Here is a 16189-nt window from a genome sequence, read left to right on the forward strand (position 1 = left end):
TTCGCGTCCTCAGAGGTGGAACAGCCGGGCGCCGTTGTCGTGGCAGACGGCCCGCAGCCAGTCGTCGCCGAGCCCGAGCCGTTCGAGGGCGTGGAGCTGGTGGACGTACGGATAGGGGATGTTGGGGAAGTCGGAACCGAGCAGGATCCGGTCGCCGAGCCCCTGCAGCCGCTTGAGCTCACCGGGCGGGAAGGGCGCGAGCCGCTCGCTGAAGTCGGTGAAGGCCATGGTGGTGTCGAGGTGGACGGCCTCGTACCGCTCGGCGAGGTCCAGGAAGTCCGCGTACTCGGGCATGCCCATGTGCGCGACGACCAGCCGCAGCCGGGGGTACCGGGCGAGCAGCCGTCCGACGTGCCCGGGTCCGGTGTACGCGCCGGGAGCCGGCCCGGATCCGCAGTGGATCACGATCGGGGTCCCCGCCTCGGCGAGGAGGCCCCACACCTCGTCGAGGAGCGGGTCGTTGGGGTCGAAGCCGCCGACCTGAAGGTGCACCTTGAAGACCCGGGCGCCGCGCTCCAGGGCCTGCCGGACGTAACCGGGGGCGCCGGGCTCGGGGAACAGGGTGGCGGTGTGCAGGCAGTCGGGCGTCCGGCCGGCGAAGTCGGCGGCCCAGTCGTTGAGCCAGGCCGCCATGGCCGGCTTGTGCGGGTAGAGCATCGAGGTGAAGGCCCGCACCCCGAACTCCCGGAGCAGCGCGACCCGGCGGTCCTCCTCCTCGCGGTAGGTGATGGGCCACTCGAGACCGGTGAGGGGCCCGACGGCGTCGAAGTAGGCCCACACCTTGTCGAGGACGCTGCGGGGCATGAAGTGGGTGTGGACGTCGACGAGCCCGGGGAGGCCGAGACGGCCGGCCCACTGCCGTACCTCAGTCGCGGTCATCGACCAGGTCCCGGTCGTGACGGCCTGCGCGGTCGAAGCCGTAGGTCCGCTCGACCTTGCCGATGTGGACGCGGTAGCTCTCGTACCAGTGCTCCCGGCCGTACCGCTTGGCGGCCATGTGCTCGGGGTGGTGCTGCCAGTGGGCGATCCCGTCGAGGTCGCGGAAGTAGGCGACGGTGATGCCGATGCCGCCGGGGGTGCGGGCCGCCTCGTAGCCCAGGAAGCCGGGGATGTCCCGGACGAGCTCGTTCAGCTTGGCGGCGGTCTCGGCGTAACCCTCGGGGGCGTCGGGCCGGATCGAGGTGAAGACAGCGGTGTAGTAAGGCGGTTCGAGGCCGCCCACGAGGTTCTGGGTCATGTGATCACCCTGCGGCGGGCCGGCGGGGGCTGTCCATGGATGCCGCCGGAAGGGATCCAAGACTTTACGGTTCAGCGCTTCGGCGGAGCTTCGGGCGGGCTTCGGCCGGGCTTCGGCCGTGCTTGGGCAGAGCTTCGGCAGGGCTTCGGCCATGCTCCGGCAGGGCTTCGGGCGGGCTTCGGCAGAGCTGTCTGCGCGGAGGAGCTGTGGGTCACCGCGTCGCCGCGCGGCGCCTCAGAAGAGCTGCTCCTGCCCGTGCCCGTCCTCGCAGCTCACCGGCACGGTGAGGGCCTGGTCCGGTGGCGCGGCCTCCAGGGCCCAGCCGCTCATGAGCCGGGTGTCGAGGGCGAGATGGCGCCCGCTCCGGTCGAGAAGATGCAGATCGGGCCCGGCGGCGGCGAGCAGTCGCCCGGCCACGACCCCGCCGGCGACGAGCTCGACGACGCTCCCGTCGTACGGGGGGAGGCCGGCGATCCCGAAGACCTCCCCGTGGTCGTGGACGCGGCAGGGCAGCGCCTCCAGGGTCTCGGCCCCGACGCCGACGCCGACGGCCCGCCCGTACAGCTCCGTGACCTCGCCCGCCCGCTCCTCGGCCGGCGGCAGCAGGTGCCGGACGGCCCGCTTGCGCGCGTACGGGATGCGGTCGGGCACGGCGAGGGCGTGCCGCAGCACCTCCTCGGTCCGCCGCGCGGCCATCAGCGGCCCACGCCCCAGCCAGGTGAAGGCGACCGCGCCCTGTTCGAGCAGGCGCGCGTCGCCGCGCCGCTCGGCGGTGATCCCGACCTTCACCATCCCGGGCCCGAACCAGGCGAGATAGACGCGGTACGGCCGGGGGTCGTCGGCGAGGGTGTCGGCCGCCACGGAGTGCGCCCGGTCGAGCCGCGTGCAGTCGGCGCACCGACCGCCGGTGCCGCGCCCGGGCACGGGAGCCGCCAGGGGGCAGGGATTCCCCCGGGCCCCGACGCACCGCCGCTCGCCGACGGCCCGGAAGGCGATGTCCCGCCCCCAGGTCAGCTCACTGACCCGGCCCCCTTCCCACCGCAGCCCGGGCACCCCGCCCCGCCACGAGATCCCGCCGCTCCGCCACACCATGGGTCCAGTGTCGTGCAGGGCACTGACAGGGGGGCGGGGGTGGGGGTGGGGGCGGGGCCGAGGGTGGGGGCGGTCGTCAGGGCAGGACGTACAGCAGACCGCCGTCGATGCCGTCGGTGCCGTCGATGCCGTCACCGGAACCGGAACCAGGGCCTCCGGCGCGGCGCATGCAGCCGTGGTCGACGAGGACGCGGACGCAGTCGCGGACGCGCTCGGCCGTGAGTCCGGTGCGGCGGGCCACGTCCTCCAGGCGGTAACGGACGCCACCGCGGACGAGCGCGGGTGCGAGGTAGGAGGCGACGGCGTGGACGTCGGCGCTCACGACGACGTTCCGGGCGCGCCAGGAGTCGACGAGTTGCTGGGGCGTGAGGGCGGTCCCGGGCCCCGGCCGGTCCGCACTCCCGTTTCGGTCCGCGCTCCCGCTCCGGTCCGCGCTCCCGCTCGGGGCCGCGCTTCCACTCCGGTCCTCGGAGCCCTTCTCGAGGAGTGCGTGCTGGGCGGGGAGCGAGCGCTGGGCGGGGACGGAGAGCCGTTCCAGCGACGCGGCGATCCGGTGGAGGTCACGCCCGGCCTGCCGCAGCAGTTCGAGGCGCTCGCTCTCCTCGTCCAGTCGCTCGCTGCACTCCTCCAGCCGTACGAGGGCGTCGAGGAGCGGCTGCGGCAGGACGAAACCGGCCGTGGGCACGGGGGACGGTTCGAGACCGTAGGACCCGTCGCGCTGTACTTCGGCGACGAGCCGGGCGACCCATGCCTTGAAGGGCGCGGCCTGTGCCTTCCTGGAGGCGTTGACGAGCTGGACGAGCCCTTCGAGGCAGACGAGCCGCGTCGACTTCTTGAGGCCGCGGGGGCGGGTCTTCGTTCTGCGGAGGGCCTGGTCGGGGTCGTCCTGGTGGTGGCGCTCGCCCCGCTGCCGGTCGTGGTCGACGTCATGGTCGACGTCGTGGTCGAGGTCGAGGGGGAGCTCGCCGAGCGTCGTGTGCAGGGCGTCCGCGACGTGCGCGCGGAGGGCCTGCCGCGCGCTGGCGTGACCGAGCTGACGGGCCACGTCCACGGCGGGGAACCAGTGCGATCCGTCCGGCAGCGTGAGCCTCCGCAGCCGCGCTCCGGTGGCGGCGTACACGAAGTCGTCGATGTCGATGGCGTCGACGGCGTTCATCGGACATCACCTCCACCCGCACGTTAGGCCGAGGGCATATTCAACTGACATGGAAATCAGTTCGGTTCACCCGAAGGTGTGGGTGGGAGACGGCCCGGTCCCCGGGCGAGGAGGGTGAGGACGTCGTCGGCGGTGAAGCGTCCGGCCGCTCCCGGGCAGCCGGCCAGATAGGCGGCGATCTCCTCGGGCGCCCAGGCCCCGGAGGCGTGCAGACCGGCGGCGATGCGCCGCACGTACGCCTCGGAGGGCTCCCGGAGTTCCACCTCGCCCAGGGCCCAGGGCGCGGTGAGGGTGAGCAGCGGGACGCCGTCGATGTCCCCGGCGCAGACCACCGTCTCGTACCGCCCGGGACCCAGCCTGACCCGCCCGCGGGCGACGGCCTCGGCCAGCTTGAGCTCCGTCTCCCGGTCCCGCGCGAGGGCGGTGCCCGGGAGGCGGTACATCTCCTGGGCGGCGATGTCGGAGAACTGCCCGGCGGTGATGAGATGCGCCCGCGCGTAGACGGTGCCGTGCGCCTCCGGATCGTAGAAGCCGCGTCCGCCGCCCCAGACGGGCGACTCGGTGGCGAAGTAGACGGCGCCGGGGAGCTCGACGGCCCGCGAGGCGAGGGGCGCGGCCGGTTCGCGGCACTTGAGGAGGTAGTGCGCGAGCCGTGCGCCGTCGGCGTTGGAGCCGTAGGCGGCGTACCAGACGTACATGCCGCCGGACGCTATCGGCTGCGGCGCGTGCGCCCTGCGGAACCGGTGGCCGCCCGCCTCACGGCGGCCCCGCACGAGGCGGGGGCCCGCCGGCACGGCCACCGGTCCATGTCCCCAAACTTGCGAGCACCCGGGGCCAGGGCAGCGTACGCCATCTGGGACAGTGATCCGGTGCTGCAGAACCCCGAGAACACCGTCTTCGTACGGGCCGCCACGCCCGTCCTCGTGCTGACCGAGGCGCCGATCCACGACGCCCTGCCGGCGCTGCCGGCCCTGCCCGAGCTGCCCGCGCCCGCCTCCGCGTCCGCCGACGGTGAGGTGCCGGTCTGCGAGGGCTGGGGCATCGTCCCGAGGCTCACACTGTGCGTGGTGGACGGGCCCGGCGACCACGGCACCATGATCCCGGCCCTGGCCGCCCCGGTCCTCGGCGACGGCGACCTGGCGGACTGGTGCGAGGACGCCGAACGCGCCGGCGGCGCCATCGTCGTCTCCCTCCCGACCCCGCTCCCGCCCCACTTGGACCTCCCCGCCCTCACCCGTCCGGGCACGTCCCGCGGCGGCTTCGTCCCCCTCCTCGGCTGACGATGGACCTGTCCGGCCGCGAGCTCCGTCTTCCCCTCGACGAGGCCGTCGCCGTCCTGCGCGACCTGGACGCGTTCGTGGTCTCCCTCGACCGCCTCGGCTCCCGGATGGCCTCGGGCACCGCCGACGCGCGCACGATCGGCGAGTTCGTCCTCACCCACGACGTCACCCGCCGCCTGTCCCACGCCCGCCACGTCCTCAGCGTCGCCCTGGACACCCAGCTCACCCCCGCCGAGAACGCCGCGATCGACACCCTCTGCGCCGAACCTCCCCTCCCCACCCCGGATCCCGACTGAGCCCCTACCCCGCCGGCCCCGCGTCACCGCCCGCGGGCCGCAGGCCCTTCCTCCTCCTCCGCCACCCGCCGGGCGGTCACCAGATACCCCGAGAAGCAAACGCCCGGCCGCGCCTTCGCCCACCCGTCGGCCTTCTCCACCGGCACCAGCACGGCAGTTCCGGGCACGGGGTGCGGCCCGGCGTCCGCCCCGTAACGGCAGTGGACCTCGGCGACCGCCAGCACCTCCAACCGCTCCTGCGCCCCCTGCGCATCCCCGTGATGCTCCTCGCGGAAGTCGATCCCCGCGGCCCGCTCGTCACCGACGATGTCGGCGTAGTCCTCCGGATCGACCTCCACCAGATTCCACGACACGACATCCCCCGGCGCGAAGCTCTGCCCGCAGCACTGCATCTGCCAGTCATCGACCCAGATCGTCACCGTCATCCCCCCATCGTCCCGCCACCCGCGCCCGGACTTACAGTTCGGCCATGCGCATCCCCATCGCGCCCTCCCACTGGCACGTACGCCTGAACAGCGGGGCACTGGCCCACATATGGGCTCTCGTGTACTCCGAAGAGGGCGGCGACTACCTCTTCGAGTCCCTCGCCGAGGACGTCTCACCCGAGGAACAAGCCGACCTCCAAATGACCGGCAAGGTCTCCCCGGACTCCACCACCGGCATGATCACCGTCGCCCGCCTCCCCACCCCCACCGTCCACGACATCCACACGGCCACCGCCGCCAACTGCTGCCCCTGAGCGCACTCGTCAGGATCCGAACTCCTGGCCCATAGCTCCAGCGATGACGCTTATGAGGGTTGCGGTATTGGCTGCTTTACCGCACGATCCGAACGGGGGTGACCATGGAACGGCATGTGCTGGAATCGCTGTTGATCGGCGATGACGAGGCGTCCGTGACAGCACTGGCCGCCCTCCGCCGCGGCGCGCCCTACTCGGTGGAAGAGCGGGTGCAACCCATTGGTGCGCATGCCGGAGTCTTCGAGCGCCGACTGCAACGCATGCGGATGCACGGATTCGAACCTCCTGGCCTGGAGCGAGCAGTGCAGCTCATCAGGGAACATGGCCGGCCTGTGCGCACCGCACTGATTGACCCTGAGAATCGGACACGATTCACCCTGCTCTTCCTCACCGAGGACGGCAGCGCGCTGGTCGCCGGCGTTAGCTGGCCCCTGCCGCCGGTTGCCAAGAAGCCACCGCTTTAGAGAGCGGGAGGGCGGTCCTGCGCCTGACCTGTGCAGACGCTGCAAGAGCTGATCGACACTCCAGTGCCGAACACTCCCCCCGTTCCCCATGGTTCACGCACGGTCCGGCACGGATATGGCACGGTCATGGCCCCGCTGGCTGCCAGTGCCTCGGAACAGCGTCCACCTGCGCACGCTCGGCATCCGAAGTGTCCAACTCTGTGGTGCATCTGCATCCCTGGCTTTGTCCGGGGACGGCCAGGTGTGAGCCCGGGACCCAACCGACGGTCAGGCTCCGCCGATGGCCAAGAGCGCCCTGCCAGCGCCGGCCGTTCGCACTCTTCCGACTCTGTTGGGCTGTTAAGGGGCCACTCCAGGGTCTGTTCAGCGGCGCGAGGTGGCGCAGTCACGTCGAAGCAGCGTCGCGCTCTAGTTCGGGGAAACTAGGGGCAGGAGCGAGACGTTGATGCTTCAATAGATCCGCAGTTGGCGATCTAGATTGGGGTGGACGGCATGGTCAAGGACACGCCGAAAATGCAGCGCTTCTTCAAGTTGGCGCAGGTTTTCACTCCCAGCGCCCCGGTGGCAAGTCGAAGCTTCTTTGCTGGCCGTGTTGAGCAGATTCTCGAAGTAACCACGGCGATTGCACAGCCTGGGCGCCACGTGATGCTCTATGGAGAGCGGGGGGTCGGCAAGACTTCCTTGGCAAATATTCTGCAGGAGATCCTGGAGCCCGTCTCCCCGGACTTCGGAAACGCCGTGCGAATTAACTGCAGCACACAAGATACCTTTCGAACCGTCTGGGTAAAGGTTCTCGAAGCAGCCGGGCAAGACGTCCCTGACTCTTGGGACCATGGAACTCCCGACCCTGACAGTGTGCGTGTCCAACTCCAGCGATTCCCGAAGCCAATCGTGGTAATCCTGGACGAATACGATCGAGTCGAAGATGACGAGTCCCTCTCGCTCATGGCAGACCTAATTAAGAGCCTTTCCGATCATCTGGTGCCAACGAAGCTCGTGGTTGTAGGTGTTGCAGACTCCATTGACCAGTTGTTCGGGGAGCACCAGTCGATTCAGCGAGCAGTTCAAGAAGTTCGAATGCCTAGAATGTCCCAGCCGGAATTGGCGGACATTGTAGATACTGGCCTCAAGGCGGTGGGAATGGAGATCGAAGATGTAGCTCGACAGCGTATCAGTCGACTCTCCGAGGGGTTCCCTCACTACGTTCACCTCTTGAGCCTCTATGCGGGTCAGAATGCTGTCGCCGATGATCGTCTAATCGTCACCAAGGGTGATGTGAGCGCGGCAATCAATCAAGCTATCGAGAAGCACTCCTTGGTGCGGGAATACCAGATGGCAATCCAGAGTCCTCGCCCTGGCACTCTCTTCTCTCGTGTACTAGCGGCATGCGCTTTGGCGGAGAAGAATCGACTCGGGCAGTTCACTGCCAGCGCAGTTCGGGAGCCGATGACTAAGATCATGGGGCGCCCGTACGAGATCCCCGCATTCGCCACCCATCTCAAAGCCTTCACAGAGATCGATCGCGGCTGCGTTCTCCGCCGAGAGGGTACGGAACGCCGGTACACCTACCGTTTCAATAACCCTCTCCTGCAGTCGTTCTCCATCCTGACGTCGCTTGCCGAGGGGGAAATCCCCGAGGATTACGCGGCGGAGATATTCGACTAGATCCTCGGGCGAGCCGTTGGGCGGGGCCGCAGAGCGGATGCTTGAACGGGTCGCCAGCAACCTAACCCCCCACTCCCGTTCCGCCTGCGTCGACCCACACACCGTGGAGCAGGCGCGGTGCCGGGCGTCCAGGTGGAGCACGCCACTTTACGAACGACCTGGACGCCCGGTGCCGTGTCTGCTCGGCTCCGCCTGGGTCGATGGCAGGCGGGACGGGAGTTCCCCCACCGCCACGCACCACCGGCCGGCACCCGCGTACGGCCCCCTTCCATCCCGGAGCCGGAGCGCCCCCGCCGGAGGCATCGCCTTGAGCCGCACCGGCGTACCGCCTTGGCCACATCGTGAGTTCGTCGCCCATCAACCCGAGTTGTCAGGCGTGCGGGCGGCGGCCGGGCTGGGGTGGGCGTAGGCAGGAGCGCAGGCCCGGGTGCCGGGCCGCGCGCGCCGCGCTGTGCGCGGCGGGTGTCTTGATGAGGAGCTCGCCCCGCGGCTCCCAGAGAGGAGGGACGGGCCGCCCAATGCCTCCGAGAGCCGCATCGCGAGAACCTCGGTCGGGCCGTGTCGGGGGTCGGTGAGCGTCGGTCGCGTTCCCCGCCCGCTGCCTCCCAAGCGCTCCGGATGCGACCGGCAGGCTGTCCGAAGGTGATCAGCACGGTCGCTGTACTTCGCTGCTGTACAACCCAAAAACGCAAGAGGCCCGGACTCTCGTCCGGGCCTCTCACCTGTGTGCACTCGGCAGGATTCGAACCTGCAACCTTCTGATCCGTAGTCAGATGCTCTATCCGTTAAGCTACGAGTGCTTGTCTTTGGTTTTCGTCTCCGCTCCCCGACCTTTCGGCCCGCTCGCGGCGACAGGAAGAACATTACATGACTGCCGCCGTCATGTGAAATCCATTGGCCACACCCCTTGTGACCTGCGAAAACGCCCGAGTCGATCAAGACGGGCGCCAGCCCGGCGGGTGCCGCCGGGGGGTGGTGGAGTGGCCGGAATGAGCGAAATGAGACCGGGGTCACACGCGGTGGGGGCGATGGCCCCGAGTGGCCGGCGCGGCCGGGCCGGGAACGGTTGAAGCCCCGGTCCAGGGGACCGGGGCTTCGTGGTGGCGGAGGCGGAGGGATTTGAACCCTCGATGGGCTTTAAGGCCCAAACCGCATTAGCAGTGCGGCGCCATAGACCGGACTAGGCGACGCCTCCATGCACCCCGCGCGTACGCGAGTGGTGCGTGCAGATGATGACACAGACGAGCCGGGTGCCACCAATCGCTTTCACCGTACTAGCCACCGGGGGCCCAGGGCAAAGCCCTCGCCCGGCGCATCCCGGTTGCGCAACGGAGCGCCGCCCGGAGCGTTAGGGAGGGAAGAACGCCCCGTCCGCCGTCCTCCGCCGCCCCGCCCAGGAGTCCGAATGCTGCGTCCCCTCCTCCTCGCGACCTTCGCGACCGTCACCTCCTTCGCGACCGCCCTCCCCGCCACCGCCACCCCCGCCGGCGCCGCCGGCGTGTTCGGACCGCTCCCCCCGCTGCCCCTCCTCTCCTCCCCCGACACGCTCACCGTGAGCATCGAGCGCAGCGGGCACGCCGACGCCGACGGCACGTTCGAGCTGGAGTGCGGCGGCACGCCCGGCGGGACGCACCCCGTCGCCGAGAAGGCATGCAAGCGGCTCGACCAGTTCGCCCAGGCCGGCGAGAACCCCTTCGCGCCCGTGCCGGAGGACCGGATGTGCACGCAGCAGCACGGCGGGCCGGCCACCGCGCACATCACCGGAAGCTGGCGGGGCCGCACGATCGACGCCCACTTCTCGCGGGCCGACGGCTGCGAGATCGACCGCTGGGAGAACCTCCGGCCCGTCCTCCCCCGCGTCAAGGGCTGAGCACAGAACCCCCACCCCATGTCCAGAGGCGGAGCCCCTCCCTCCCTTAGACTCCCTCCGTGACAGGCCGCGGGCCGAGGGGCAAGATGGGGCCGGCCGGCCACTAGGCAAGGGCTGCAGGCACATGCAGTGGTTTCAGGGAGGAAGCGTCTCGTGAGCAGCAGGCCATCCCGAGGCGCTGCTCGCCTCGCAGCCATACTCGACGCGCTCCCCGACGGCCTCGTGCTCGTCAACTGCAACGGCACCGTCGTCAACGCCAACACCATCGCCCTCGGCATGTTCGAGACGCCCGGCACCGCCCTCGTCGGCCGCGGGCTGCTCGACCTGCTGCCGGACTTCGACTCGCGCCTGATCCCCGGTTCGATGCGCCGCCCCGAGGCCGCCGACGACCGGGGCCGCACCCGCCCGACCCGGATGATGGCCCGCCGCACGGACGGCAGCGAGTTCCCGGTCGAGGTGACCAGCGCCAGCCTGGAGGACGGGCGCGAGGCGTACGACTCGTACAGCGGCTACACCGGCGACGAGCTGCTCATGCTGGTCGTACGGGACCTCACCGGCACCCTCGACACCGAGGCGGAACTCGCCCGCTCCCAGCGCCAGACCGAGATGATCCTGCGCGCCGCGTCCGAGGGCGTCGTCGGCACCGACACCGACGGCCGGGTCGTCCTCGTCAACCCCGCCTTCGCCCAGGTCCTCGGCTACCGGGCCACCGAGCTCGGCGGCGCCGAGCTGCACCCGCTGATCCTCGCCAAGCGCGCCGACGGCGAGCCCTTCCCGTACGAGGAGTCCCCGCTCGCCGACACCCTCAAGTCGGGCCGCAAGCACCGGGTCCGCGGCCAGGTGCTGTGGGCGAAGAACGGCGACCCGGTACCGGTCGACCTGACCACCGCGCCCGTACGGGACGGGGACCAGCTCGTCGGCGCCGTCATGACCTTCACCGACCGCAGGCCGTACCAGCAGCTCACCGAGCAGCACGCCGCCGAGCTCGCCGCCCTGGCCGAGCGGCACACGGCGGAACTCGCCGACCTGGCCGAGCGGCACGCCGCCGAGCTGGAGCGGCGGGCGGCCGAGCTGGCGGAGGAGAAGGAGCGGTACGCCGCGCTCTCCGCCCGGCACGAGCAACTGACGGCCGTCCTCGGCGGGTCGCTGCGCGGGCCCCTGGAGGAGCTGCGCACCGAGCTCGCCACCCTCGCCGCCGACGACGCCGGCCAGCTCTGGCCCGAGGCCAACCAGCTCCTGCACCACCTGGCCGCCGGCTACGCCCGGATGACCACCCTCGTCGACAACGTCCTCGGCTACCAGCGGCTCGACGCGGGCACGGAGTCCCTCGACCGGGGCGTGGTGCTCCTCGACGCGGTCGTGACGGCCGGCATCGACGGGGCCGTGGAGCTGATCGGGCCCGGGCGGGCCCAGTTCGCCGTGCACGCGCCGCCGATCGAGGCCGAGGTGGACACCGCGCGGCTCACGACCGCCCTCGCGCACCTCGTGGCGGACGTCGCCGGCGTCGACGCGACCGGCAAGAGCAGCAGGGCCGCGCAGGCCGGCGGCGTGGGCGGGGCCGGTGACACGACGATCGTCGTCGCCGCCGCGCAGCGCGGTGATGTCGTACGGATCGAGGTCCGCGGCCCGTACGCGGGTGGCGACCCCGTCCATCAGCCCATCGTGCGCGGCATCGTCGCCGCGCACGGCGGCGTCGTGCAGACCCACGAGGTGCCGGGCACGACCGGCAGCGCCTACGTGGTGGAGGTGCCGCTCGGCGCCGGGCGCGGGACCGTCGCCGCGCCCGAGCAGCCGCAGCTCCCCGAGGCGACCCGGGGCGCGCCGGCCCGTCCCGTACGTCCCGCCCTTCCCGCGCAGGTCTCGCCCGCCGCCCCGGCGCACCCGGCCGAGGGGGGCGCCGCCCCGGCCGAGGGTGACCACGCGACCGGCGGCGAACACGCGTCCCACGGCGGCCACGCGTCGGAGGGTGACCACGCGCCCCACGGCGACAACGTGACCGGCGGCGGGGGGCGGCGGCGCGCCCGCCGGGCCTCCACGGACGCCTTCCTGGACAGCCCGCTGACCCCGGAGGCCGGCGCCCTGCCCGAGCCGACCGGTCGCCGTCGCGGCCGCGGCCGCGCGGACGACACGCCCGCCGGTGGTACGCCGGGGATGCCGGGGGCGCCCGGGGTGCCGGGTGCGCCGGGCGCGCAGGAGATGACAGGTGCCGCGGGGGCTCCGGGGGTGCCCGGGGCTGCTGCGATGCCGGGTGCTGCGGGGATGCCGGGTGCGCCTGGGACTACGGGGACGCCGGGCGCTCCCGGGGCCTCTGGGACCCCGGTCGCCCCCGGGACTGCCGGCACACCCGGGATTGCTGGGGCTGCTGGGGCTGCTGGGGCTGCTGGGGCTGCTGGGGCTGCTGGGGCGACGGTCGCCCCCGGGGCCGCCCCTGGAACCCCCGTCGGCCCCGGGACCCCTGCCGACCTGATTCCCGCCCAGAACGTCCGCGGGTCGGCGGCGTCTTCCGGCACCGGCAGGCGCCGTGGCCGGCCCGCCGAGGGCTCCGTCGTGACCGCCGCCGAGAGCGCCCAGGGGCGTCCGGCGCTCGGGGACACCGTTCCGCCGCAGGGCGTGCCCGTCGAGGCCGCCCCCGCGTCGGCGCTCGCGCTGCCCGCCGTCGCGTCGCCGGAGCCGCCCGCGCAGCAGCCGACCGGGCGCCGGCGGCGTGCCCTGGCGGCCGCGCAGGAGCGGGCCGCCGCGGCCGAGGCGGGACCCCGGACGCCGTTCGCGCTGCCGCCGGCCGACGCCGACCGCGACGCCGACCAGGCCGCCGGTCCGGACCACGGGGCCGTACGGGCGCTGCCGGAGGACGAGCACGCGCCGCCGCAGGCCCACCCGCTCCCCGCCCGGCCCCTGCCCACGGCCACCCCCATGCCCGCGCCCGCGGCCACCACCACCGGGACCGGCACCGGCTCCGTACCGCTTCCGCCGGAGACCCCGGTGGCCGGTCCGTCGACCGGGCCCGCGCCGAAGGACTCCACGCAGGGGCGGGCGTTCAGCGTCCGTACGCTCGGCCAGGGCGTGCCCTTCGTCCCGCCGCCCGCCCAGCCCACCGGCCGGCCCTCGGCCCAGCCGCCCTCGGTCCAGGGACCCCAGACGGCCCCGCCCGGCTCTCAGCTCGGCCCGCAGCGAGGCCCGCAGCCCGCGACGCCCACGCCGCCGCCCGCCGCTCCCTCCGGGCGACGGCGCAAACTCGGCAACCCCGCCGAGGAGACCCGTACGACGGACGCCACGGCCACGCCGGCCCCGGGCACGGCCACGCCGGCACCGGCATCCGTACCGACACCGCAACCGACACCGACACCGACACCCACACCGGCGCCCACGTCCGCGACGACGCCGGCAGCGGCATCCGGGCCCAAGCTCACCCCGACGCCCGCGCCCGAGGGCCGTGCCTACGCCATAGGGGCGCCCGCCGAGGGTTCGGCGGAGGGGCCGGAGCCGCTGGACGGCCCCGGTGGCGCCGTGGAGGTGTCGAACCAGCCGCTGCCGCAGCCCGTCGACGACGAGCTGCCGCCGGAGCCGCTGGACAACCCACGCCGACTGCTCGTCTGGCCCGCCCCGGACGTCGCCACGCAGCAGGCGCTGAGCGACCGCGGCTACCGCCCGGTGATCGTGCACTCCCGCGAAGAGGTCGACGCGCAGATCGCCGCCTTCCCCGCCGCGCTCTTCGTCGACCCGCTGACCGGTCCCATCACCCGTACCGCGCTGCAGTCGCTGCGCCAGGCGGCCGTCGCCGCCGAGGTGCCGGTGCTGCTCGCGGCCGGGCTCGGGCAGGCGACCCGGGAGGCGGCGTACGGCGCCGATCCCGCCGTCCTGCTCAAGGCGCTGGCGCCGCGCGACAGCGAGCAGCACCCGTCGCGCGTGCTGCTGATCGAGGAGAGCGACGACATCGCGCAGGCGCTCGCGGCGACGCTGGAGCGGCGCGGGATGCAGGTGGCGCGGGCGGCGACCGACACGGAGGCGGTCACGCTGGCCGCGCAGATGCGGCCGAACCTGGTGGTGATGGACCTGATGCAGGTGCGCCGTCGCCGGGCCGGGATCATCGACTGGCTGCGCGCCAACGGCCAGTTGAACCGCACCCCGCTCGTCGTCTACACCTCCGCCGACCTCGACGAGACCGAACTGCCCTCGCTCTCCTCGGGCGAGACGGTGCTGTTCCTCGCCGAGCGGTCGACCAGCGCCGAGGTGCAGGCCCGGATCGTCGACCTGCTCGCCAAGATCGGCACCAACTAGCGAGACCGGCGGGCGGCGGACGGTGGTCGGCGGTGGCGGGCGGCGGACGGTGGTCGGCGGTGGCGGCCAGCGGGCGGTGGTCGGCGGGCGGCGGCGGCGGGCGGTGGTCGGCGGGCGGCGAGCCGCGACAGGCGACCGGCGACCGGCCACCCGCGACCGGCTCGTCGCCGTACGGACGGACACGCAGGTGTACGGGGAGGGCCGCGGGCTCCCGCCACCCTCCCCGTACACGCGACACACGGCCCCCGCTGCGGATCGCTAGAGCTGCGTCACGTCCAGCTCGCCGTCCGCGTACTGCTTGCGGATCACCTTCTTGTCGAACTTCCCGACGCTCGTCTTCGGGACGGCCGGCACGATCGCCCAGCGCTCCGGGAGCTGCCACTTGGCGATGCCGCCCTCGCCGGCGAGGAAGGCGCGCAGCTCCTCGTAGTCCGCGCTCGTGCCCTCCTTGAGGACGACGGTCGCCAGCGGGCGCTCGCCCCACTTCTCGTCCGGGACGGCGACGACGGCGGCCTCGGCGACGGCCGGGTGGCCCATGAGCGCGTTCTCCAGCTCGACGGAGGAGATCCACTCGCCGCCGGACTTGATGACGTCCTTGGCGCGGTCGGTGAGGGTGAGGTAGCCGTCGGCGCTGATGACGCCGACGTCGCCGGTCTTGAGCCAGCCGTCCGCGCTGAACTTGTCCTCGGGCCGGAACGGTTCGCCCTCGGCGCCGCCGTAGTAGGCGCCGGCTATCCAGTTGCCGCGGACCTCGAGCTCGCCCGCGGACTCGCCGTCCCAGGGCAGGATCTCGCCGCCGGGGCCGACCAAACGGCCCTCGACGCCGGCCGGGAAGCGGCCCTGGGTGACGCGGTACGGCCACTCCTCCTCGGCGGTCAGGCCGGCCGGCGGGTGGGCCATGGTGCCCAGGGGGGAGGTCTCGGTCATGCCCCAGGCGTGGCAGAGGCGGACGCCCAGCTTGTCGTACGCCTCCATGAGGGAGGGCGGGCAGGCGGCGCCGCCGATGGTGACCTGGGCCATGGAGGACAGATCGCGGGGGCGGGCGGTGACCTCGGCGAGCAGGCCCTGCCAGATGGTGGGGACGGCGGCGGCGTGGGTCGGCTTCTCGCGCTCGATCATCTCGGCGAGCGGGGCCGGCTGGAGGAAACGGTCCGGCATGAGCATGTTGATGCCGGTCATGTAGGTGGCGTGCGGAAGCCCCCAGGCCAGTACGTGGAACTGCGGTACGACGACCAGGGTCGTGTCCCTGTCGGTCAGGCCCATCGACTCGGCCATGTTGACCTGCATCGAGTGCAGGTAGATGGAGCGGTGGGAGTAGACGACGCCCTTGGGGTCGCCGGTGGTGCCGGAGGTGTAGCACATGGCGGCGGCGGCGCGCTCGTCCAGCTCCGGCCAGGCGTACGCGGTGGGGCGGCCGGCGATCAGCTCCTCGTAGTCGTGCACGCGCGGGGCCACGCCGTCGAGGGCGGAACGGTCGCCGGGGCCCGTCACGACGACGTGCTCGACGGTCGGGAGGTGCGGCAGCAGCGGGGCGAGAAGCGGGAGGAGGGAGCCGTTGACGATGACGACCCGGTCGGCGGCGTGGTTGACGATCCAGGCGAGCTGCTCGGCGGGCAGACGGAGGTTGAGGGTGTGGATGACCGCGCCCATGGCGGGGATCGCGAAGTACGCCTCGACGTGCTCCGCGTTGTTCCACATGAGGGTGGCGACCCGCTCGCCGGCGGTGACCCCGAGTTCGTCGCGCAGGGCGTGGGCCAGTTGTCCGGCGCGGGCACCGGTCTCCGCGAAGGTGCGGCGCTGCGGCTCGGCCTCTCCGGTCCAGGTGGTGATCGTGGACTTCCCGTGGATCCGCATCCCGTGCTCGAGAATGCGGGTGACGGTCAGTGGTACGTCCTGCATGGTGCTCAGCACGGCGTCCTCCCGGTGGGCGCTACGCGGCAGTAGGTGATGTGGGGGTGGGGAGATTCTGCGCACGTACCGAGCGGTATGTCACTACCCGAGAGTAGGGAAATTGCCAGTGATTGCTGGCACGGCCGGGGGAACTGTCGGTAACCCCCGTGGCCCCTGGAGTCCGGGAGGGTCCTACCGTACGTGGCCCCTTTGAGTCCGGGAGGG

The 16189-nt window shown here is 72.3% G+C and carries 14 protein-coding genes and 2 tRNA genes; 7 read left to right on the forward strand and 9 right to left on the reverse strand.

What is annotated here, in order from left to right:
* Positions 1–9: 9 nt before the first annotated feature.
* The 5 genes from ABZ135_RS16785 to ABZ135_RS16805 form a co-directional block, all read right to left on the reverse strand.
* Positions 10–879: an amidohydrolase family protein gene (locus ABZ135_RS16785; RefSeq protein ID WP_356696302.1), complete on the reverse strand. Its 870-nt coding sequence runs from the start codon at positions 877–879 to the stop codon at positions 10–12.
* Entirely contained in the window at positions 866–1237 is a 372-nt protein-coding gene (locus ABZ135_RS16790; RefSeq protein ID WP_356696304.1) for an antibiotic biosynthesis monooxygenase, read from the reverse strand. Before ABZ135_RS16790 ends, ABZ135_RS16785 begins: the two co-directional genes overlap by 14 nt.
* A 234-nt stretch (positions 1238–1471) precedes the next feature.
* Positions 1472–2329, reverse strand: coding sequence for a DUF2797 domain-containing protein (locus ABZ135_RS16795; RefSeq protein ID WP_356696306.1), 858 nt, complete (start codon positions 2327–2329; stop codon positions 1472–1474).
* A gap of 76 nt (positions 2330–2405) precedes the next feature.
* Positions 2406–3485, reverse strand: coding sequence for a Bro-N domain-containing protein (locus tag ABZ135_RS16800; RefSeq protein ID WP_356696308.1), 1080 nt, complete (start codon positions 3483–3485; stop codon positions 2406–2408).
* Positions 3486–3541: 56 nt separating this feature from the next.
* Positions 3542–4183: a histone deacetylase gene (locus ABZ135_RS16805; protein WP_356696310.1), complete on the reverse strand. Its 642-nt coding sequence runs from the start codon at positions 4181–4183 to the stop codon at positions 3542–3544.
* A gap of 171 nt (positions 4184–4354) precedes the next feature.
* Between ABZ135_RS16805 and ABZ135_RS16810 the strand changes: the two genes are divergently transcribed.
* Together ABZ135_RS16810 and ABZ135_RS16815 are read left to right on the forward strand one after the other, a co-directional pair.
* Positions 4355–4765, forward strand: coding sequence for a hypothetical protein (locus ABZ135_RS16810; protein WP_356696312.1), 411 nt, complete (start codon positions 4355–4357; stop codon positions 4763–4765).
* Positions 4766–4767: 2 nt separating this feature from the next.
* Positions 4768–5061 carry a hypothetical protein gene (locus ABZ135_RS16815; protein ID WP_356696314.1) on the forward strand — a complete coding sequence of 98 codons (294 nt, stop codon included), beginning with the start codon at positions 4768–4770 and terminating at the stop codon, positions 5059–5061.
* A 23-nt stretch (positions 5062–5084) separates the two neighbouring features.
* Here ABZ135_RS16815 and ABZ135_RS16820 read toward each other — a convergent pair whose 3' ends face one another.
* Positions 5085–5486, reverse strand: coding sequence for a DUF6578 domain-containing protein (locus tag ABZ135_RS16820; protein ID WP_356696316.1), 402 nt, complete (start codon positions 5484–5486; stop codon positions 5085–5087).
* Positions 5487–5530: 44 nt separating this feature from the next.
* Here ABZ135_RS16820 and ABZ135_RS16825 point away from each other — a divergent pair, with 44 nt between their 5' ends.
* The 3 genes from ABZ135_RS16825 (at position 5531) to ABZ135_RS16835 (ending at position 7929) form a co-directional block, all read left to right on the forward strand.
* Positions 5531–5800, forward strand: coding sequence for a hypothetical protein (locus ABZ135_RS16825; protein WP_356696318.1), 270 nt, complete (start codon positions 5531–5533; stop codon positions 5798–5800).
* A gap of 104 nt (positions 5801–5904) precedes the next feature.
* Positions 5905–6264: a hypothetical protein gene (locus tag ABZ135_RS16830; RefSeq protein WP_356696320.1), complete on the forward strand. Its 360-nt coding sequence runs from the start codon at positions 5905–5907 to the stop codon at positions 6262–6264.
* A gap of 492 nt (positions 6265–6756) precedes the next feature.
* Entirely contained in the window at positions 6757–7929 is a 1173-nt protein-coding gene (locus ABZ135_RS16835; protein WP_356696322.1) for an AAA family ATPase, read from the forward strand.
* Between the two features lie 727 nt (positions 7930–8656).
* On the opposite strand, the gene ABZ135_RS16840 is transcribed toward ABZ135_RS16835, so the two are convergent.
* Positions 8657–8729, reverse strand: a tRNA-Arg gene (locus ABZ135_RS16840).
* 301 nt (positions 8730–9030) lie between these two features.
* Positions 9031–9124 (reverse strand) — tRNA-Ser (locus tag ABZ135_RS16845).
* Between the two features lie 210 nt (positions 9125–9334).
* Here ABZ135_RS16845 and ABZ135_RS16850 point away from each other — a divergent pair.
* Together ABZ135_RS16850 and ABZ135_RS16855 are read left to right on the forward strand one after the other, a co-directional pair.
* Positions 9335–9799, forward strand: coding sequence for an SSI family serine proteinase inhibitor (locus tag ABZ135_RS16850; protein WP_356696324.1), 465 nt, complete (start codon positions 9335–9337; stop codon positions 9797–9799).
* 153 nt (positions 9800–9952) lie between these two features.
* Complete coding sequence (locus ABZ135_RS16855) at positions 9953–14074, forward strand: PAS domain-containing protein (RefSeq protein ID WP_356696326.1); 4122 nt, start codon at positions 9953–9955, stop codon at positions 14072–14074.
* A gap of 258 nt (positions 14075–14332) precedes the next feature.
* Here ABZ135_RS16855 and ABZ135_RS16860 read toward each other — a convergent pair whose 3' ends face one another.
* Complete coding sequence (locus ABZ135_RS16860; RefSeq protein WP_356696328.1) at positions 14333–15985, reverse strand: long-chain fatty acid--CoA ligase; 1653 nt, start codon at positions 15983–15985, stop codon at positions 14333–14335.
* Between the last annotated feature and the right edge of the window lie 204 nt (positions 15986–16189).

It is taken from the genome of Streptomyces sp. NPDC006339 (assembly GCF_040612775.1).
GTDB lineage: Bacteria > Actinomycetota > Actinomycetes > Streptomycetales > Streptomycetaceae > Streptomyces.